The organism is Helicobacter suis, from assembly GCF_902196125.1.
GTDB classification, from domain to species: domain Bacteria; phylum Campylobacterota; class Campylobacteria; order Campylobacterales; family Helicobacteraceae; genus Helicobacter; species Helicobacter suis_B.
On sequence record NZ_CABIKG010000010.1, the window covers coordinates 1 to 20229 of the forward strand.

The window sequence follows — 20229 nt, forward strand, 5'->3', positions numbered from 1 at the left end:
AGCAGTATCATCGGCGTTAGAGAGCTTGACTTCCAGGTTCGGGATGGAGCTGGGTATTTCCTCTCTACTAGGGACACGGGAGAAAAAGCGAAGCTTTTTCTTGGTGTAGCTTTCTTCTTCACAAAGCTTTCTTAGCAAAAAGCCCTCTTCAGTGTAGCTTTTTATAAGCAAAGTTTTTCTAGCACAGCCTTTAGTAAAGCTTTACTAGTATAGCTTTCCTCTTAAAGCTCTTGCAAGTTAACAATCCTTTGCAAAGAGTAAGCTTTAATCTTTTGCAAAAAGCAAACTTTGCTTTCTTTGCAACTTTGCCACATTCACTACACGAAAAGCCTAAATAGCTAAAACTTTAAGCTTACTTTAACTTAGACAATCTAAGAGGTTATGATCTCTTTTTCAAACACATGGCTTTTTGTGGCTAATGTGATTGATGTAGGTATTGAGATCATGCCCACAAAGGTGATGTGTGCACAGATGTCTAGTGGGATTGCCACCTTTGAGAGTGAAGTTTATAATCTTTATCAAGGGCGCAGCACCGCTAGCTGTACCTTTGATTTTGATAGGCATAGAACTTTGATCTAAAATCTCACCAAACTATAGGCCGTATTGATAGGAGTGCCGGGGGCTAAATAAAACTCTTCTCTAGATAAATCCATAATCATGCTAAAAACCGTGCTCATGCGTTTTGCCTCAGCTTCTCTGAGATCATCAAAACGACAAATGCTATCAGGGTAGCTGATTGTATCACCCAAAAATCTCTGCATGTCCTCTATACTGACCTTGCGCTTTAAGTTTTTGATGAGTTTTTTCATTCTCCCCAGCCTTTGATAGGTATCAGGCAGGGCACAGCGCGTGGTATCTTTAAAATGATTAAGTCTTGGGCTAATAAAATGATTGGTGTGAAAATCCTCATCTGCATAAAAAGCATCATGGCAAGCGGGCCCCACTTCAAGAGATATAGCCTCTCCTCTTTTATCTGCTAGCATAAAATGCGCACAACAAGCCAAATTTACACTTGTCGCCGCACGGATAGCACACTTAAGTGTAAAACTATCTAATATCCCCCTTAAGGCTATGTGTAAGGGGATGGTTTTGCCCTCTATCCTTGCATCACTTGCCAAAGCATTTAAGCACACACCTACCCCAGCGCTATTTAAGCCAATTTTACCAATGATTCCAGCCTCTGTAACCATGCTAATACTAGGCTTATTCTCTTGTTTGAGATGCAACAAAATAAGCGCGTCCTTAATACTTGTTTTCCAATCCCAGTTTTGTCCCAGTAAGACGCGCCCACTTGCACTTAAATCCGGTGTGAGTGCAAAGGTTGTACAACCATCTGTTATCACCTGCTTGCCTTGCAGTACGATCTCACTTCTAGTATTAAGCGCTAAAATTTCCTCTAGTAAAAAGCCAGAACCCTCCGCAAGACCCTTTATCTCCTCTAAATAGGCGCTATCATAGGCCTTAATGCTTGGGATAAAACTAGAAGCGTATTTTAGAGCATCCTCCCACTTGATATTAGAATAGTCCAAAAACATGGTTTTGTAGGTTTGTATGCTGCATTCCACCTGCTTTTTTGTTTGCCATGCACAAAGCCTAACTCATAGGGGCTACCCTCTGCTATGACTTTTGGAAATAACGCACTCATTGCTACCCCTTAGTCTGCAACAAAATTTGCGCCTATCTCTTTGGCCGTAGCAAACCACGCACCCCTATCCTCCATGTAAGCAATCAATTTTTCAAGCATGGTAATCATGTGGGCTCTTCTTGTTGTCTGTGGGTGTGTTGTGAGCACATAGCACGCCCCCTCTAGTTTGACTCCATAATCAAAGATAGCTGCCCACCTATCAAAAATATCCCCCGTTGGTCTTTGCCCCTCTTGTCCTCCTGTTAAATACTCGGTTTGGGGAAAATCATCTAAATACCAGAAATAGGCAATTTAAGAATTTTAGAGGGCTCACCAAATTCATTAGCTTTGTCTGAATGGGTGAAACAGGGCGTGGGTAATAGGGGTGTAAATCATTGCCCATTAGCGAGCTATCGTATTTAAACCCGTATTCCTCTAAGATACTTAGGGTATTGGGGCTAAAATCCCAGTAGGGTGAACGATAAGTTACAGGGCGAGGTGCTTTGATCCTCTCAAAGCTCTCTAATGCCATGTCCATGACCTTTTTTTCTTCCTCCAAAGTGGCATTTGTAGGATTTTCATGGATATAGCCATGGGCAGCTATTTCTGCCCTGAATGATTTCTTTACCAATTGCGCCGTAAAGCCTCTAGCTTTAGCTAAGCGGATTAAGGCGTTTTTTATGTTATAATGTTCGCCATAGAGTTGGGGCATCAACTCTTGGAGTAGAGGCTGTAAGACCCGCCAGCGGGCAAGCCTTGATGATCCCGTCAATCCCCTAGCTTTAGCTATGGGGGGTATGTCAAACACATCGCTAAAAGTATCTAGGGTATGCCCTGGAATACACCAAGTAGTGGCGATGTTATATTTTTTAAATAGTTTAAGTAAACGCGGCGTACCCACAACCGCTCCAAACTCCCCACGACTCATATAAGCCGGACTAAGCAGATTAAAAGAGCCATCCCAGATGCTCGTCTAAATCACAACCAATACTCACCGCTATTGTTTTTCCTTTTGGCAATTTGATTTTGCCAGACTTTTGACCATAAGCCATGTTTTCTCCTTTATTTTTGCCTATTTTACTCCCCCCCCCCAACGCAAGGTAAATAAGAACATTTTTTGTTGTTTTGGCTTATGATTTATTAAAGGAAAAACCATGAAATTTATTTTAGCTCCGGACTCTTTTAAAGAAAGCATGAGCGCTAAAGAAGCAGCTTTAGCAATGGAAAAAGGGATTAAACGGGTAATGCCTGAGGCGCATTGCGTACGCGTGCCTATGGCTGATGGAGGCGAAGGGACTTTAGAAAGCTTATTAGAAAGCAGAGGCGCAAAGAGGGTTTTAGTAGAAGTTAGAGATCCTCTTATGCGCAAAATACAGGCAAGCTATGGGATTTTAGAGGGAGGTAAAAGCGCTGTGATTGAAATAGCGCAGGCAAGCGGCATTCATTTAGTAAGCAGAGAGCAAAGAAACCCACTAGTAGCAAGTTCTTATGGAGTGGGCGAGTTGATTAAAGATGCCCTAGATAGAAAGGTTAAGCATATTTTAATCGGGCTTGGAGGGAGTGTGAGTAATGATGGGGGTGCGGGAATGTTAAGAGCTTTAGGGGCGCGCTTTTTAAATCAAGAGGGTATAGAGTTAGAAGAAGGCGGCGTGGCGCTGAAAAATTTAAATTACCTTGATTTAAGCGCCTTAGATCCACGGCTTAAAAGTGTGGCTATTGAAGTAGCTTGTGATGTTGATTGTGAATTAATAGGCAAGCAAGGGGCTTCTGTGATCTTTGGGGCACAAAAGGGGGCTAGTGTAGATATGATTAAAGAGCTAGATACAGCCCTAAGCCATTATGCACAAATAATTAAAAAGCAACTAGGGGTAGATATAGCCCATGTAGCAGGAGCGGGAGCGGCTGGTGGGCTTGGGGCGGGGACTTTGCTTTTAGATGCTTGTTTACAAAGAGGCATTGATCTAATCATTAAACACGCAAAATTAGAGGAAAAAATTAAGGGAGCAGACTTTGTCTTTACAGGCGAGGGGAGTTTAGATTGCCAAACCCTCTTTGGTAAAACTGCCTTAGGGGTGTCTTTGGTGGCACAAAAGGCTAAAGTGCCTGTGATAGTCTTTGCAGGCAATATAGGCAAAGAAGTAGAAGCGTTATATGATCATGGAATACAGGCTATGTTTGGGATTCTCCCCGGGGTGTGTGATCTCAAACAAGCTTTAAAAGAGGGGGCTATTAATTTACAAAATGCTACTGAAAATATTGTACGGCTTCTTAGATTAAGGTTAAACTAAATTAGATATACAACCCATAATAAAGGACAAATACAAGGCTGTGGCGATTTGGCTATGGTGGTAAAATTATTTATTTTAAAAACTTAGAGGATTGACAAAGCCACGCATGCAAACATTAGTAAAGCGCCTACCTGCTAAAGATTTGGGCTTGCTAGATTGATGTTAGCGCTCTTATAACCTATAAAATCTCATAAAACCCTACAAAATTTTACAAACTTATTTAAGAGTACGGGATTTTTGTTATACCCCATAGAAGAGTTTAGTTTTCACTCTATACCCCTGTAGGGATTTTAGTTTAAGATTAACACATTCAAAAACCCATAGGATTTTTTACAGCAAATGATTAAAAACAAACATGGGCTATTTTTAAGTTGTTTTAAGTTGTTCTAGTCGTTCTTTTTTTGTTCCAATTTCAGTAATCTGGATACCAAAGTTGCCATCTACAATCACCACCTCGCCCTTAGCAATCACCTTATCATCTACTAAAATTTCTAAAGGATCATTAACCATTTGGTTAAGCTCTACTACACTGCCAATATCCATAGAAACAACATCTTTTAAAATCATCTTTTTTTGCCCAATGCGTACCCTAACATTGAGTTTAATGTCTAAAAGCATGTTAATGTTGCGGATTTCAGTCTGTTCTAAGGGGTGATCACCCTCTGTATGATCATTATTATGCTGGATCACTGGGATATTTGGCATGGCTGGGCCCTGAATGGGCTTGGAGATATTTTTAACAGCTTCTTTTTTCTTAAAGGTTTCAATAAAAAGCCCGCCACAAAAAATAAAGAAACTAGATTGAATCTGATCTAAAGAAAAGCTAAATTCAAAGCCATCGCTATAAGGGTCTAGTAAAGAGGCATCATGGGCAAAAACCGCCCCCTCTATCTCAAAACTTAGTTTAGGGAGTACTTCTTGGGATTTTAAAGCCGTTGTAAGCGCCCCAAATACATTAGAACCAATTTCTTTAATCGCATCTAAATCATCTGGTTCTAAGGTTTCCTTACTCTTGCCCTCACCCCCTACCATTAAATCTGCTAGGGCTGTGGCCATAGGAATGGGGATAGCTAGAGTGATTGTTAAATTAGTATCTGCGATATGCACATTAATTGAAGCGTTATTGACAAAAATAAAATCCCCCACAGAAATTTCGCTTTTAAGCGCCACTTCAGGAACTTTACCTAGTAAACCACCAATGGTAGAAGTAAATTCTTGTGTGAAGAGTTTTAAGAAATCATCAATCATTCTTCTTCCTCCTTGATATTACCTATTTTGATTTTGCGTTGGTTTTCTAGCACTTCTAAGATTTCTTTAACGCGATCTTTTTCTGTTTGAATCACTTCTTTAATTTGGATAGTTTTACGATACCCCTTATACCCAACAGTGGCTAAGTAGCGCTCTTTTTTATCAATATTGACCACCACCACATCATTAGCCACTTTATTTAAGCGAATCGTATCTCCCACCACTAAATCTAAAACTTCCTTTAAAGTTAATTGCACGCCCCCTAAAAAGGCCGCTACATCTACACTAGCCCCCCCAACTAGAGCCTGCAACTCTTTATTACGGCTCTTTTTAGAACTCGTCTCAGTAAGCATCACATCGCGATTACCCATTTTAGATAAAATCCCCTCAATAGAAATCACCGGATAACACAAGTTCATCATGCCACAGCTATGCCCGATAACAATTTCCATAACCACCATGATCACAATCTCATTTTGTGCCACGATTTGTACCACATTAGCGCTTGACTCTTTAGCATCAATGGTTGGGTAAAACTCTGTAACAGGACTCCAAATTTCTTTTAAAATCTGCATCACCTGCTTTAAAATCGTATCTAAGAGGTTTAACTCAATATCGCTAAATTCGCGCATTTGATCATAAGCACTCCCCTTACCCCCTAAGAGTCGATCAATCATGGGAAATACAATACTAGGATTAACTTCTAATACCCCATTGCCCCCTACCGGTTTCATAGAAAACACATTAAAGCTAGTAGGGCTAGGCAAACTCATTAAAAATTCCCCATAGGTCATTTGATCTACGCTGTGTAGTTGAATCTCTACGATACTGCGCATAATGGCTGAAACCTGACTAGAAAGACTGCGCGCCATTTTGTCATGGATACTTCTAAAAGAGCGCAACTGTTCTTTACTAACCCGATTGGGGCGCTTGAAGTCATAAAGTGTAATTTGTTTTTGGGGGATAATTTCGCGTTTTTGTATCGTGCTAACATCATCGCCCTCATCAACTACTTCTAAAAGCGCATCGATCTCTTCTTGACTTAAAATATCAGCCATGCATGTCTCCTAGAGATTTACGGATTTTTTTAATCACCTCTTTGATGATTTGAGAAATACGCGATTCTGTAATGCCTAGAATTTCTCTAATTTCGCTTAAATTTAGCTCTTCAAAGAAATATAATTGAATCACTAATTGTTCGCGATCAGACATGGTTTTTAAAATCATCTGAGTGGCTTCTACTAGCTCTTCAAATTCTAATTTTTTAGTCATCGTGTCTTGTTCAATCACATTAAATTGTTCATCTATGGGCACATGGACATAAATATCTGAAGCCACCTTTGCATCGCGGATCTTAGAAATATCTTCCCCTAAAACCTCAGCCAAATACGCATCATCGGGTTCTTGTCCATGCACATTGTAATACTTAGAAATTTCATGATCGATATTTTTAATGAGTTTACGCGAGGAGCGCGACACCACATCTAAAGAGCGTAAATAATCAAGCATCGCCCCATTCACCCGTGTTTTAGCATAACCCCAAAACGAATCATTAAGCGCCACATCATAGCGTCTTGAAAGTTTGATTAATTCCTCAGTCCCGGCAGAAACTAGATCGTTAAAATCTACAGAACTAGGCAAGCGCTCTTTAAGACGAAATGCCATAGAACGCACGGCTGGTAAATACTGGATAGCTAATTCATTTTGGGAGTTTTGGATATGGGCATCATAAGGTGCGCTTTTTTTATAAATATCGCCCACGCCCTAATCCTCATTGTATTCGTAGTTGCGTACATAGTTAAGTAGATCTTCAATCTCTCTTTCTCGCTGTACAAATTCTTTATTAAAATAGACTAATTTACGCTCCAAATCTGCTTTGTTTAAAAGTTTTTTACGCGGAGAAACAAACCCCATATAAATAGAAGCAAAGAATAAAATAATGAGATAAAACCCTACAGTGGAGATAAGAGTGCCAAATAAAACATACTCGGGTTGATCAAATTTTAAAAGCGATAAGATCAAACCGATGAAAAACCCCCCCACAATGGAAAAATTCACAAAATTTTCTAATTTCATGTTTCACCTCACAAGTAGCGCAATAGACGCTTGAAAAACCCAATGAAATTATCCTTAGGGGTTTCTAGTACGCCTTGTTCTATTTTCATCGTTAAAATCTTGACAATTTGATTCATAGAAAAGGAAAATGCGTTAAAGGGTTCGCTTTTACAAAGTAGTTTGCGATCTTTAATGGATCGTTTGACGGCATTGTTATTTTGGATATAGCCCAAGTAATTTAAAGTCATGTTAGGGATATTTTCCTTAGCCACCCTTTGGATACCGCCAAAAATTTGTAAACCTTTTTCAGCTGAATCAACCATATTAACCAGTACAAAGGCATCATCTTTAGTTTTAGAATTAACTTTAATTGTGGTGTAGGCATCTGTAATGGCTGCTGGGTCCGAAGTGGTGATCACCACCACACAGTCGCTAGCCCGCAAAAACGCCTGAGTAAACTCCCCAATGCCAGCCCCCGTATCAATGATCATATAATCTAAATCATCTAATAGATTTTCCTCATCTACAAAACTATCTAAAATATCCTGACTAACATATTTAAAGATTTCCTCCCCGCTATCTCCGGGCACTAAATAAAACCCCTCTTCAATGGGATAAACCACCTCGCTAAAATGCGCCTCACCCCGCAAAGCGTGCAAAATATTTTTAGTGGTTTTAATGCCAAAAATAATATCTAAATTAGCTAGGCCAATATCTGCATCTAAAACCCCCACCTTATAACCAGCTTTAAATAAACTGTAGGCCAAATTAGCGCTAATTGTAGACTTACCCACCCCCCCCTTGCCACTAGTGATGGCTACAAATTTAGTCTTGCCTCGTTTGTTAAAAATACTTTGCGGTTCCATGATATGTTCTAGACCACTCGCTTGATTTTGTTTCATGCTTTCACCCTACCCGGATGGATAAATCCATCTAGCATGCAATCTACCAAATAATCATTACTAGCTACGAGTAAATCCATCGGCACTTCCTGCCCAATGGAAAGATAGCTAATGGGTTTTTTACTCTCATAAACCAAAGAGAATAAATTCCCAAACCCACGACTCTCATCTAATTTAGTAAAGATCAAACTATCAATTTCTAATGGACTAAAAGCCTGATAAATATCCTTCAAATCCTCATACTTCGTTGTTAAAGACAAAACTAGAGTCGTATCAATTTTATACCCATTTTCTGTAAATTTCTTTAAATTTTCAATCTTTTTGCTGTCATGTTGGGAATGCCCGGTGGTATCAATGAGTACCACATCGCAGTATTCTAAAGCCTGCATTTCCCTATCAAAATCTTGGGTATCCATAACCGTTTCAATGCTAATTTTCATCTTCTTAGCATACCACACCAGTTGTTCAACCGCTCCGATACGGTAAGTGTCTAAAGTCAAAATCCCCACCTTGTATTTTTTATCTAGCATTTTAGAATAGCGCGCGGCTAGCTTGGCTAAAGTGGTGGTTTTGCCCACCCCAGTAGGCCCTACTAACATCAAAATCTTTTTATAATTTAAATCTAAGCCTTCATGGCGGCAATAAATCATCTTGCGCAACACTTCTCTAAAGTAGCGCTTCACCGTAACAGAGTTTTCCCGCATTTTAACCGGCATAAGCTCTAAACTAAGGCGCATGATCTCATCTAAATGCACTTTAGCCATGCCACTTACCTTAGCCAAACGGTAAATTTCAGCAAACTCATGGGGAATGATAAAATTTTGTTCCTTTTCCTCACTCCAAACCATGTTTTGGATAAGTTTTAAATTATCATTGATCTTATTAAGTTCGCCCTTAATAGAGTGCAACGCCTCATCTTGCTTTTTAGGGTTTTCTTCTAAACGCTTTTTAGCATCTAATAAACTCGCTTGTGCGATTTTTGCTAACCCTTCAGAAGCGTTTAATATCTCTTGTTTTTCCTCAGAGGCTTCTTTTTCTACTCCGGCTAATTTGCGCATCTCTTTAATGGTCTCTGAAAGTTCCACCGCAACGCTATCTTGTGGATCTTCTTTAGGGGGCTGGCGGATATTTTCTAACCTTTGTTGTACATTGTTATTTTTAGGCACTTCTTGATCCACTGCCACCACCACCTCATAAAGTCCGGGCTGGGTTAGGGTTTTTTTGCGAATTTCTTTAGCCTTTACCACTAAGGCATTATGGCCATGCTCACTCTGGGCAAGTTTAAGCGCCTCTGCTGTGGTTTCTCCGCTATAAGTATAGAGTTTCATATCTCTTTCCATGCTAGGCGTTGTAAAATTAAAGGAATGAGTACGGATTCTCTATGCGCCCACTCTGGATGGGGGAGGGTGAGATAGGGTTGTTTATAGATCAAATGGTTATAAAAAATGAGATCAATATCTAAGGTTCTGGGGGCGTTTTTAAAAGATCTTTGGCGTGATCTACCCCAACGGCGTTCTAAGTAAAAGAGAAGCCCAAAAAGTTGGTTAATCCCCCATTTAGTCCTAAAAGAGAGGGTTGCGTTGTAAAAATCGCGCTGGTTTGTATAACCAAAGGGCGGGTTAAGATAAAGCGGGGAGGAGTGCAAACAAGAAAAAGCTTTGTGTTTAGCAAAATAACGCCATAGCGATTCAAAAATTTTTAGGGAGTTGCCCATATTGCTCCCAATCCCTAGCACCACTACATTTTTTAAGCGTTCTGTTCGTTGGCATTTTCTAGGAAAAAAAGCAGAGTACACCACAGTGCGCATCGCTCCATTAAAGAATTACAGCCCTTGCATGCTGCACCACAACTAAATCCTCAATCCGCACGCCATATTGACCGGGGATATAAATACCCGGCTCAATAGAAAAAACCATGCCCTCCTCAATAATGGTTTCACTCTTAGCAGAGATAAAGGGCAATTCATGGATATCTAAACCAACGCCATGCCCTGTACTATGAGAAAAGAATTGTCCATAACCTGATTTTTCAATCACGCCTCTAGCTATTGCATCAATTTCTCTACCTGTCATGCCCGCTCTTAAACGCTCAATGGTATCTTCTTGTGCTTTGCGCACAATATCATAAATCTTTTGTAATTCTTTGTCTTTAAAAGACTGCTCTTTATGAAAATTAAACCCATTACCAAAAAAAGCGCTACGGGTGCGATCAGAGCAATAGCGCTTATATTTAATCCCCATATCTACTAAGAGCAAATCCCCATATCCTAATGGGTCTAAACTAGGCAATGCATGGGGTTTGGCTGCATTAGCATTAATTGCAACAATGGGCTCAAAACTTAGATCAAACTCCCCTATACGGGTTAAAAATTCCTTGACTTTGAATTGTAAAAAGCGTTCTGTACATTTTGTCTTATCTTGTAAAAAATGCGCAAAGTGATCAAAGGCCTCTTTGTTGAGTTCTTGGGAGCGCTTGATGAGGGCAATTTCATCTGGATTTTTGGTGATTCGTTGTTTTCTGTGATAATCTGGCTCACCAATAAGTTTAGTAGCGCTCAAACTAGCCTCTAGGCGCTGATAAACCTGCAAGCTAATTTGATTTGAATCAAAATATAACTCTTTAGCCCCCTTAGATAAATTAAGCATTTCACCCCATAAGTCTGTAGCCTCTATTACCTCAGCGTTGTAAATATTTTGGCGTGCTTCTAAAGTGTAGCGCGCATCGGTGATAAAAAATGCCCGATCCTCTAATTGTAAAAAGATCGCATGATCACAACTGTAAGCGCAGGCAAAGTATTGGGCACTCTCATCGGTGGTAAAATGCGCCAAAATCACCCCTTAGCTTCAATGGATTGTTGGTTAGCCTGACTCTCTTTAATTGCTTTAATTTCAGCAAAAATTTGCATCATCGCAATCATAGCCACATGGTAGCCAAAAGCCCCAAAACCAGTAACCACCCCCGCACTCACCGCACCGGTATAAGTATTTTTACGGAAATCCTCGCGCGCAAAAATATTAGTAAGATGTACCTCAACAACGGGCATATCAGCTAGCATGATCGCATCAGCAATAGCAATGGAGGTGTGGGAAAATGCCCCGGGATTGATAATAATCCCATCACAATCACTCCCCACACATTCTTGGATTTTATCAATGATCTCGCCCTCAAAATTGCTTTGGAAAAACTCCAATTCTAGTTCATTTTGTTTAGCAAAGTCCTCCATTTTCTCATGGATTTGCTCCAAAGTTACAGGCCCATAAAGTCTAGGGTCTCTATGGCCTAGCATGTTTAAATTAGGGCCTTGGATCACTAAGATTTTCATACTAACTCCTTTAAAAATAAGGCTTTGATTATAGCATAAAACCCATGCCTACAAGTTTTAAAGCGTAAAATTGCGCACGATTTTTTGTAAGTTTGTAGCGGTGATCTCTAGGGCACTAATCTCTTTAGCATTACTTGCCATAGAAGAAGAAACCTCTGAAGCCATGCTAGCAATCTCTTGGATTTTAGTAGCAACTTGCTCGATTTGATCAAATTGTTGCTTAGAATATGATACGACATTTTTGACATTGTTTAAAGAATTAGTGGCTTTATCATAAATTGTTTGTAAAGCCAAAACCGCACCATCTACATATTCTTGGCTTTTTTTAATCGTATTAACCATGTTTTCCATACTCGTTGTTGACTTTTTAGTCTCCTCTTGAATCAACTGGATAATGTGGTTAATCTCTTGGGTGGCCTCACCTGTGTGTTCGGCTAATTTACGGATTTCATCAGCCACCACTGCAAAGCCGCGCCCATGTTCGCCCGCTCTAGCCGCTTCAATGGCCGCATTAAGCGCAAGTAAGTTAGTTTGATCGGCAATGCCTTGAATGAGTTCAGCACTATTGCCAATAGTTTTAACATGTTCATTAAGCGATTGGATTTGATTAGCCGATAAAGCCGCCCCTTCTCTAATGCCCTCCATGCCAGAGGCCATATCCTCCATAGATTTTTTACCCTTTTCACTCAAATCCACGCTTTGTAATGAGTTAGTCTCTGTTTGCCCTACGATGGTTTGTATTTTCTGGATACTCTTTTGTACTTCTTGCATGGAAATCATGAGTTCTGAGGCCATATTTTCCTGTTTAGTTGTCTTTTCTTTAGAAACACCGGATAGATCAGAAACAGAAAGAGATTTTTGAGAAATTTCATCAGAGGATTGGCTAATTTGTTTGATCATATGCGTAATAGAAGTTTGCATCTCTTTAATGCTATCTAAAGCACTGCCTTTAAATAGGGTAGTAACGGGTTTAGAGAGATCACCCCTTGCAATAGTGGCTATCACTTCTTTAATCTGCACAGGTTCAGCCCCTAAAGAAGCTTTGATATGGCGGGCAATGAAATAGGCAATACTCATGCCAATAGCAATCATGATCAAAGTCATAGCCAGCATGAGAAAACTAAAATGATTAGTGATTGCAACAGCTTTTGGGGTGAGTTGTTGGTTGACATGTTCTTCATAGTCAATAAAGGCATTGATAGCTGCTAACCATTTGGTAAAGTTAAGCGCTAAATGATTTTGTAAAACTAGAGTAGCGCTCTTTTCATTGTTTTGGCGTTTAAGAGCGATAATTTGTTGCATTTGGGGTAAAATTATTGCTTCAATCTGATCAATGCCCTTAGCAAGCAACCGTTCATGCTCACTGGCATGGCTACTCAAACGGGTAAGCATTTCTTTTAGATTAGTTCTATTTTGTTGGTAGTCTTGGTTAAGTTTGTTAATTAATTGGATTTGTTGGTTAAGATAGGCGCTATCTTGGGCTAGGATAACATCGCGAATCGCAATAGATCGATCGTGTACACTGCCGCGCATATTAATCGCGTAGCGTTGTTTGACAGCGTTATAATCGGTTAATTCTGTGAGGATATTGCGCACAATGCCTATTCTAACCACGCCCACAGAAGCAAGCACAACCATTAAAAGCATGGTAGCTGCAAATCCCCCAAAAAGCTTTTGAGAAATACTGAGTTTATCCATCAGTATGTTGCCCTCCTCTTAAAATATCAATTTTACCGCTAATGATCTCCAAGATGAGAGCAAGAAAGCAAAATACTTTAAAAACATAAAACCCTATTTTTTGATTTGCTCAATGGCATTTCTATACCGGTTGATATTTTTATCTGTGAGCTCATCTACTAAGCGTTTCATAACAATTCTATACACCCTATTAAGAATCCTACGAATCGCATCATCATTATTTTTATCCCGTACAAATTCAGATACAGCATTGGGTCCGGCAAATCCTCCCGAATTAGTGGGTTTATAAGTATAGATATGTGAAACAGCCTGTGCGCCACCTATTTGTATCCCAAAATTGTGGATAACCCGCCCTGTTTCTGGTTCAAAGAATTTAAGCCACACTGCACCCGAGCTTTGATCTACCATAGTGTCTGTATCTGTTTTTTCAGGATTATCCACATCCATTTTAACATCTTCTAATATCCCTATCCAGCCCCCCACATCTGAAACAGACCACATTTTATGTTTTTGCTCAGGTGTAAGCGCATCTCTATTAGCCAAAGTCTCCACTTGATACCCTCTTTTTTGGAAAATTTCTTTGATTTGATTAGCTAAGGCATTTTCAAACCGGTTAATGTAGGGTTTAAGATTATCAGTTACTTGGATATGGGGAAATAAGACGCCTACGGTGTGGTGTGTTAAAGGCTCTTGGGGAATTTCAACAGGGTAGGAAAAATCTAATAAAGTATTGCCAGAAACCTTAGGGGTTGCTTCCTTTGTTTGGGCTTTTTTCTGAGCTTTAGCAGGGCTATTAGGGCTCTTAGAATTAGAATTAGAATTAGCCGTATCCATTGCACAGCCTGAAAAAAGTACTCCGGCTAAACCTGCTAACAAAATTTTCTTATATGCCATGAATCCTCCAAAAATAATAGATGTAAAAAGCCCGCATTATACAACACACAAGGTAAAAATATCCTTTTTTTACCCCCTAAATTGGCAAAACCCGGATATGCTCATCTAGCTGATCTTGAAGGACTCCTTCAATGGCAAAGAGAGTCCCGCTTGCCGCACTCGCACACCCATCACAAGCCCCCATATAGCGGATATAAACATCTACAAATCCCCCGCCCTCTTTGATGTCTAAAATCTCTAAATTGCCCCCATCCATCATGAGCATGGGGCGGACATGGGCATCAATGGTTTTATCAATGGCTTTTACTTTTTGTACCATAGTCATTTCTTGGAAAGCCAAATCGCCTTCTAAGGATTTTTGCGCCACCTCTTTGCGTTTCTCTGCCTCCATTTCTGCGCGTACATCTCTTAAAATATCTACCAAATAATATTCTCGCTTTTCATGCCCTCCGGGTTGTACACAACTTTTACAAAAGCCCCCGGCCTTGGTGTAGTTAGTGATTTCCTCTACGCTTTTTAAATCATTGAGCCGAATCACCTCTTTAATCGTGCCCAAACTCACCCGCGCACATTCACACACAATGATTTCATCTTCAAAATCCTCCGGATTTTTGCCCAGATATTGCCCGGCTGCTTGTTTGATCACATCATAAGCCATCACTGAACAATGCATTTTTTGCCCCGGTACAGCTGGGACATCTGGGTGATCTCTAAGCCCTTTTTCTACATCTAAATTAGTGATTTTAACCGCATCTTGTACCCTTTTGCCTAAGCAAAGCTCTACCATCATATCTGAGCTAGCAATGGCCGTACCACACCCAAAGCTTTTAAATTTGGCATCAATAATGGTATCTGTTTTAGGATCAATGAGCCAATAAAGCCTAACAGCATCTCCACATGATTCAGCCCCATAGTCTGCTACAATGAGCTTAGCCCCTCTGGCTTTTGCATCTTCTTCTGTAAGTACCCCTAAATGTGTGGGATTATCCATGCGGCGGCTCACTTCTTTAGAATAAGCGTCCCATAAAGCCCCACCTAGTAGATTGTTTTTTGCCATATTTATCCTTTATTTGCTATAGCTATAAGAACTAGAAATGTTGCGTAACCTTTTTACAGCCTTTTGGAAAACCTCAATAGTGCGCTCAATTTCCTCAGGTGTGTTAAAACGGCTAAGTGAAAAACGAATCGCTGTATGGGCTAATTCTACATCTGCCCCAATGGCTACCATTACCGGATTAGCCCTTAAATCCTCACTCGCGCATGCACTCCCCGTAGAGGCTGCAATACCGGCGCGGTTTAAATCCCAAAGCATCGCCTCGCCCTCAATCCCGCGTACGCTAATCAGTGTTGTGTTAGGTACGCGCTCTATGCGATTGCCAATCACAAACACATCTTTAATTTGCAAAAGCGCATCCTCTAAGCGATTACGCAGTTGCCCTACAACCTCTCTTTCATAATCCAAATGCGTATAAGCTAAGTGCATAGCCTCACCCATTCCAATAATGTAGGGCACATTAAGCGTCCCGCTACGCCGCCCGCGCATGTGCTCGCCCCCGTGTAAAAGCGGGGTGATTTCTACGCCCGATCTAATATACAAACCGCCTATGCCTTTGGGCCCATGGAATTTATGCGCGGAGAAAGAGAGAAAATCCACTTGTGCCTTTTGCACATCTACTGGGATTTTACCAATAGCCTGAACGGCATCGCTATGGAAGAGTACGCCTCTTTGTTTACAGATTTGCCCAATTGCCTCAATGGGAAAAATCAAACCGGTTTCATTATTAGCCCACATCACGCTTACAAGCGCGGTTTTATCTGTAATGGCTTCCTCTACTTGTTTAGCTGTAATGCTGCCTTGTGCATTGATAGGCAGATAAGTTACACGCATGCCTAAGCTTTCTAAAAATTCACAAGTAGCGCGTACGGCTGGGTGCTCAACCTCTGTAGTGATGATGTGATCCTTGCCCTGTTTAAGATAGATGTCAAAATACACAGATTTTAAAACCCAGTTGTTACTCTCAGTAGCACAAGAGGTAACAATGATGTCATCTTCATCGCGGGCATTAATGCCCATGTAGAGTTTTTCTAGGGCTTTTGTGATCTCAGGGTGGGTTTCTGTGCCAAATTTATGCAAAGAATTAGGGTTTCCATAATGCTCTGAAAAATAAGGAATCATCAGATCTTGTACTAAAGGATCAACTTTAGTGGTGGCGTTGTTGTCTAAATAAATGCGGTTATGATCTTGCATACAAAGTCCTTAAGTGAAATAGGTGAAAAATATAGGGAAAACCAAAGGGTATAATTCTCATGGTCAAAGGATAATACTAGGCTATCCTTTAATTTTCCTAAATGTATGCAGTTTATGAGAATAACTATTAAAATTATTGCATGATCTCTTGGAGTTCTTGGATACTTTGATCGCTGGGCACAATTTCTTCTTCCTCTTGGGCTAAAAAAGCGTCCATTTTGCCCTTTTTATCCATCGCCTCGTCTAAATCTGGATCAAAACCTCTTTGATACGATCCAATGCGGATTAAGACCTCATTTTCTTTTAAAAGCGCGTAGAGTTTGCGGAATTTGCGGGCTGCTAGCATGTGATCGTGGCTACTTACCTCTTTACTCACCCTAGAGGCGGAGTGTAAAATATTAATAGGCGGATAAATCCCATGATCGGTTAGTTCGCGGCTTAAAACAATGTGCCCATCTAAAATACTTCGGGATTGATCGGCAATGGGATCAGAAAGATCATCGCCCTCTACAAGCACCGTAAAAAAGGCGGTGATACTCCCTTTGTTTTGTTCTTTGCCCGCTCTCTCCATTAACTGGGGCAAAAGCGTAAGAGCGGAGGGGGGATAACCCTTACTAGTGGGCGGTTCGCCTAAGGCTAGTCCGATCTCGCGCTGTGCCATTGCAAAACGCGTAACAGAATCCATCATAAAGAGTACATCATGCCCTTGATTTTTAAAATACTCCGCTACACTCATCGCACAAAAAGCCCCGTATTTGCGCATTAAAGGCGCATCATCGCTAGTGGCCACTACAAGTACGGTGTTTTCTAAATTGCCCTGTAAGTTTTTATGGATAAACTCCGGGATTTCTCGCCCCCTCTCCCCAATAAGGGCAATAACTTTAATACTTGCACTACAACCCCGCACCACCATGCCCATTAAAGTAGATTTACCCACCCCGCTACCTGCAAAGATGCCTAATTTTTGCCCCTTGCCACAGGTAAGCAAGCCATCGATGCTTTTAACCCCCACGCTAAAGGGTTCATCAATGATAGCGCGATCTAAGGGTTTAATAGGGGCTAACATCACCGGAGCAAAGCTACTTGCGCGTACAAATCCTAGCTTATCTAAAGGATTACCTAAAGGATCGAGCACGCGCCCTAAAAGCCCCTGACCTACTGGAAAACTCAAACCCTCTTTAACAAATAGTACGCGATCGCCTACTCTACAGCCTTCTACAAAGGAAAAAGGGGTAAAACCAAACTGATTTTTTTCTACCACCACCACCATACCCAAACACTCCCCCCCATCTGTGCGCTCTACTTGTACCATGTCCCCAAGGGAGGGTAAAAACCCGCTGACAAAAACCATATTAGGCAAGATTTTAACCACCACCCCATAACGCGGAGAAAGATCGCGTTTGTGTTGTAATTGCGCCCTTAAAACTTCTAAAGACACCCTAAAACACCTGCCTTTCTTTAATTTTGGATTAACCCACACTTAGGTAAAATAAGCGCCTAATTATACTTTAAAAATGGATATAGGGAGTTTGTATGGATTTAAAAACCAAAAGGCTAGATAGCGCTAATGCACGCGTGTATGCTAAGCCTTTAGTACAAGACTTTGAGAAAAAATCCCAAAGCATTGCCCAAAAGATCGCAAAAAACACCAAGCTAGATGGGTTTAGAAGGGGTAAAGTACCTTTAGACATCATCAAACAGCGCTATCAGGGGCATATTGAGCAAGAAAGCCAAAAGGAAATATTAGATGCGATTTTAAAAGAGGGTGCTAAGGCGCTTGAAATCACCAATCAGGATATAATTGGTAACCCGTCTGTAAGCAAGTTTGATAAACAGGAAGGGTATTTTGATATTGAAATTGAAATTGGTCTTAGACCCCAAATTGATCTAAGCGCTGTACTTGAATGTGTCCCTAGTTTTTCTTTAGATGCAATCCAAGAGAGCGCGATTGAGAAGCGTTTAGAAATTTTAGCCAAGCAAAGGGCTAGCTTTTCAGACGCACCGGCAGAAAAATCTGTAGCGCTAGGCGATGGGGTGATCTTTGATTTTGAAGGCTTATTAGATAACCAACCCTTTGAGGGCAATAGCGCGCAAAATTTTGCCCTTATTGTGGGTGAAAACCGCTTACTACCTAGTTTTGAAGAGCAACTAGTGGGCATGAAAGTGGGTGATGAGAAGTATTTTTCTGTAACTTTTCCTAGTGATTATGCTAATACTAATCTAGCCGGAAAAGAAGTTTCTTTCCATGTTAAATTGCATAAAATCCAGCTTAGGAAAATCCCAGAGATTGATGATGCTTTTATCAAAGCGATCTTAAATCAAGAGAAAGAACCTACTTTAGAACTACTCAAACAGCGCATTAAAGATCAATTATTCCTAGAGGCAAAAACCAAACTCTATAACCAACAACTCAAAGAGACCTTGATTGATAAACTTGATGAGTCTCTTTCTTTTGATCTACCACAAACCATTATAGAGCAAGAAATGGATTTAGCCTTAAATCAGGCTTTAGAGGGTATGTCTGCTGAGCAGGTTAAAGAATTACAAGAAAATTCTCAAAAACTCCAAGAAAAACGGGAGAGTTTCCGCCAACAGGCTAGACGCAGTGTTAAAGTAACGTTTATTGTAGACGCTTTAGCTAAACAAGAAAAGATTCAAGTTAGCGATAATGAGGTCTTCCAAACGATCTATTATGAGGCTATGATGACTAATCAAAATCCCCAACAGGTTTTAGAGTTTTACAAAAAAAACAACATGCTCCCAGCGGTTAAAATGGCGATGATTGAAGATCGCGTGTTAACCTTTTTGTTAGATAAACAACTCCCTAAAGAAAGTTAGGCATGAATTATATTCCCTATGTTATTGAAAAAACAGGACGCGGTGAACGCAGTTATGATATTTATTCCCGTCTTTTAAAAGATCGCATTGTTTTATTAAGCGGTGAGATCAACGATGCGGTGGCCTCCACTATCGTAGCCCAGTTGCTCTTTTTAGAAGCTGAAGACCCGGAAAAAGATATTAATCTTTATATCAACTCCCCCGGTGGCTCAGTTACTAGTGGTCTAAGCATTTATGACACCATGAATTATATCCATCCAGATATTTGCACGATTTGTATCGGTCAAGCCGCCTCTATGGGGGCTTTTTTACTTAGCTGTGGTACTAAGGGTAAGCGCTTTTCTTTGCCCCATGCACGCATCATGATTCACCAACCCCTAGGGGGCACAGAAGGCCAAGCCACCAATATCGCTATTTATACAAAAGAGATTTTGCGCTTAAAAAATACCCTCAATCAGATCATGGCAGAAAACACCGGCCAGACCCTTGAAAAAATTGAGCAGGATAGCGATCGGGATTTTTTCATGAGTGCAGAAGATGCTAAAGAATACGGGCTTGTAGATGCGGTTTTAAGTAAAAGCACTAAGCAGGCATAATGGCTATTTTAGAACTTGTACATTATCCGGATAAGCGCTTACGGGGTCTATCTACAGATGTGGAGGTGTTTGACACAACTTTACACACCCTTTTAGAGGACATGCAAGAAACCATGCTAGCTAATAAGGGCATTGGTTTAGCGGCTATCCAAGTGGGGGTTGCAAAACGCGTTTTAATTATCAATTTACCCCGCCAAGATGAACAGCAATACCCGGAGGATTGTTTAGAAATTATCAATCCTACTTTATTACACGCAGAGGGCCAAATTTTTTGGAGGGAGGGGTGTTTATCCGTACCAGAATTTTATGAGGAAATCCAGCGTTTTGCGCACATTAAACTAGCCTATTATGATCGCTATGGAGACCCCCAAGAACTCCAAGCTAGCGATCTATTAAGTGTGGCTATCCAACATGAAATAGATCATCTCAATGGAATTTTATTTGTGGATAGACTCACCATGCTAAAGCGTAAAAAATTTGAAAAGGAGTTTAGAAAAAACTCCAAAAGTGCATAAT

General features: G+C 40.5%; 20 protein-coding genes, 1 rRNA gene and 1 pseudogene. 5 read left to right on the forward strand and 17 right to left on the reverse strand.

All coding sequences use genetic code 11. The annotated features are described in order from the left end of the window. Nucleotides 1–81, reverse strand: a 5S ribosomal RNA gene (gene rrf / locus G6Q00_RS04850); the annotation flags it as partial. Between the two features lie 299 nt (nucleotides 82–380). On the opposite strand from rrf, the pseudogene G6Q00_RS04855 reads away from it, so the two are divergent. Next, nucleotides 381–574, forward strand: a pseudogene (locus tag G6Q00_RS04855) (BglII/BstYI family type II restriction endonuclease); the annotation flags it as partial. 1 nt (nucleotide 575) lies between these two features. Here the strand turns inward: G6Q00_RS04855 and G6Q00_RS04860 are convergent. Both G6Q00_RS04860 and G6Q00_RS04865 read right to left on the reverse strand, forming a co-directional pair. After that, complete coding sequence (locus G6Q00_RS04860; protein WP_205426517.1) at nucleotides 576–1565, reverse strand: C45 family autoproteolytic acyltransferase/hydolase; 990 nt, start codon at nucleotides 1563–1565, stop codon at nucleotides 576–578. A 345-nt stretch (nucleotides 1566–1910) separates the two neighbouring features. Further along, nucleotides 1911–2552 (reverse strand): polysaccharide deacetylase family protein, encoded by a 642-nt coding sequence (locus G6Q00_RS04865; RefSeq protein ID WP_163532258.1) that lies wholly within the window; start codon nucleotides 2550–2552, stop codon nucleotides 1911–1913. A 226-nt stretch (nucleotides 2553–2778) separates the two neighbouring features. On the opposite strand from G6Q00_RS04865, the gene G6Q00_RS04870 reads away from it, so the two are divergent. After that, the gene (locus G6Q00_RS04870; RefSeq protein WP_163532259.1) at nucleotides 2779–3912 is read left to right on the forward strand and encodes a glycerate kinase; all 1134 of its coding nucleotides are present in this window, start codon (nucleotides 2779–2781) and stop codon (nucleotides 3910–3912) included. A 366-nt stretch (nucleotides 3913–4278) separates the two neighbouring features. On the opposite strand, the gene fliY is transcribed toward G6Q00_RS04870, so the two are convergent. The 14 genes from fliY to fliI all read right to left on the reverse strand — a co-directional run bounded on the left by fliY (nucleotide 4279) and on the right by fliI (nucleotide 17717). Further along, on the reverse strand, nucleotides 4279–5160 hold the full coding sequence (gene fliY, locus G6Q00_RS04875; protein WP_163499259.1) for a flagellar motor switch protein FliY: 882 nt from the start codon (nucleotides 5158–5160) through the stop codon (nucleotides 4279–4281). Next, on the reverse strand, nucleotides 5157–6218 hold the full coding sequence (gene fliM, locus G6Q00_RS04880; RefSeq protein ID WP_163532260.1) for a flagellar motor switch protein FliM: 1062 nt from the start codon (nucleotides 6216–6218) through the stop codon (nucleotides 5157–5159). Before fliM ends, fliY begins: the two co-directional genes overlap by 4 nt. Next, nucleotides 6211–6921 (reverse strand): RNA polymerase sigma factor FliA, encoded by a 711-nt coding sequence (locus tag G6Q00_RS04885; protein ID WP_163532261.1) that lies wholly within the window; start codon nucleotides 6919–6921, stop codon nucleotides 6211–6213. Before G6Q00_RS04885 ends, fliM begins: the two co-directional genes overlap by 8 nt. A 3-nt stretch (nucleotides 6922–6924) precedes the next feature. Beyond that, complete coding sequence (locus tag G6Q00_RS04890) at nucleotides 6925–7236, reverse strand: hypothetical protein (RefSeq protein ID WP_163499262.1); 312 nt, start codon at nucleotides 7234–7236, stop codon at nucleotides 6925–6927. An 8-nt stretch (nucleotides 7237–7244) separates the two neighbouring features. Next, entirely contained in the window at nucleotides 7245–8117 is an 873-nt protein-coding gene (locus G6Q00_RS04895; protein WP_006564388.1) for a P-loop NTPase, read from the reverse strand. Beyond that, on the reverse strand, nucleotides 8114–9445 hold the full coding sequence (flhF, locus tag G6Q00_RS04900; RefSeq protein ID WP_163532262.1) for a flagellar biosynthesis protein FlhF: 1332 nt from the start codon (nucleotides 9443–9445) through the stop codon (nucleotides 8114–8116). The genes G6Q00_RS04895 and flhF overlap by 4 nt, the downstream gene beginning before the upstream one ends. Continuing rightward, on the reverse strand, nucleotides 9442–9924 hold the full coding sequence (gene folK / locus G6Q00_RS04905; RefSeq protein ID WP_163532263.1) for a 2-amino-4-hydroxy-6-hydroxymethyldihydropteridine diphosphokinase: 483 nt from the start codon (nucleotides 9922–9924) through the stop codon (nucleotides 9442–9444). Before folK ends, flhF begins: the two co-directional genes overlap by 4 nt. 7 nt (nucleotides 9925–9931) lie before the next feature. Further along, nucleotides 9932–10951 carry an aminopeptidase P family protein gene (locus G6Q00_RS04910; protein ID WP_163532264.1) on the reverse strand — a complete coding sequence of 340 codons (1020 nt, stop codon included), beginning with the start codon at nucleotides 10949–10951 and terminating at the stop codon, nucleotides 9932–9934. Next, nucleotides 10948–11439, reverse strand: a complete 492-nt coding sequence (gene aroQ, locus G6Q00_RS04915; RefSeq protein WP_163499266.1) for a type II 3-dehydroquinate dehydratase — start codon at nucleotides 11437–11439, stop codon at nucleotides 10948–10950. The genes G6Q00_RS04910 and aroQ overlap by 4 nt, the downstream gene beginning before the upstream one ends. 57 nt (nucleotides 11440–11496) lie before the next feature. After that, the gene (locus tag G6Q00_RS04920) at nucleotides 11497–13137 is read right to left on the reverse strand and encodes a methyl-accepting chemotaxis protein (protein ID WP_163532265.1); all 1641 of its coding nucleotides are present in this window, start codon (nucleotides 13135–13137) and stop codon (nucleotides 11497–11499) included. 93 nt (nucleotides 13138–13230) lie between these two features. After that, on the reverse strand, nucleotides 13231–14031 hold the full coding sequence (locus tag G6Q00_RS04925; protein ID WP_163532266.1) for an HpaA family protein: 801 nt from the start codon (nucleotides 14029–14031) through the stop codon (nucleotides 13231–13233). 76 nt (nucleotides 14032–14107) lie between these two features. Beyond that, the gene (locus tag G6Q00_RS04930; protein WP_006564382.1) at nucleotides 14108–15088 is read right to left on the reverse strand and encodes an iron-sulfur cluster assembly scaffold protein NifU; all 981 of its coding nucleotides are present in this window, start codon (nucleotides 15086–15088) and stop codon (nucleotides 14108–14110) included. A gap of 9 nt (nucleotides 15089–15097) precedes the next feature. After that, nucleotides 15098–16279 carry a NifS family cysteine desulfurase gene (locus G6Q00_RS04935; RefSeq protein WP_163532267.1) on the reverse strand — a complete coding sequence of 394 codons (1182 nt, stop codon included), beginning with the start codon at nucleotides 16277–16279 and terminating at the stop codon, nucleotides 15098–15100. Nucleotides 16280–16412: 133 nt separating this feature from the next. Then, nucleotides 16413–17717 carry a flagellar protein export ATPase FliI gene (gene fliI / locus G6Q00_RS04940; protein WP_163532268.1) on the reverse strand — a complete coding sequence of 435 codons (1305 nt, stop codon included), beginning with the start codon at nucleotides 17715–17717 and terminating at the stop codon, nucleotides 16413–16415. A gap of 95 nt (nucleotides 17718–17812) precedes the next feature. Between fliI and tig the strand changes: the two genes are divergently transcribed. The 3 genes from tig to def are packed head-to-tail and all read left to right on the forward strand — an operon-like array spanning nucleotide 17813 to nucleotide 20228. Continuing rightward, nucleotides 17813–19117 (forward strand): trigger factor, encoded by a 1305-nt coding sequence (gene tig, locus G6Q00_RS04945; protein WP_163532269.1) that lies wholly within the window; start codon nucleotides 17813–17815, stop codon nucleotides 19115–19117. Between the two features lie 2 nt (nucleotides 19118–19119). Continuing rightward, the gene (clpP, locus tag G6Q00_RS04950) at nucleotides 19120–19713 is read left to right on the forward strand and encodes an ATP-dependent Clp endopeptidase proteolytic subunit ClpP (RefSeq protein ID WP_064429811.1); all 594 of its coding nucleotides are present in this window, start codon (nucleotides 19120–19122) and stop codon (nucleotides 19711–19713) included. Next, nucleotides 19713–20228, forward strand: a complete 516-nt coding sequence (gene def / locus G6Q00_RS04955; RefSeq protein WP_205426518.1) for a peptide deformylase — start codon at nucleotides 19713–19715, stop codon at nucleotides 20226–20228. Before clpP ends, def begins: the two co-directional genes overlap by 1 nt. Nucleotide 20229: the final 1 nt, after the last annotated feature.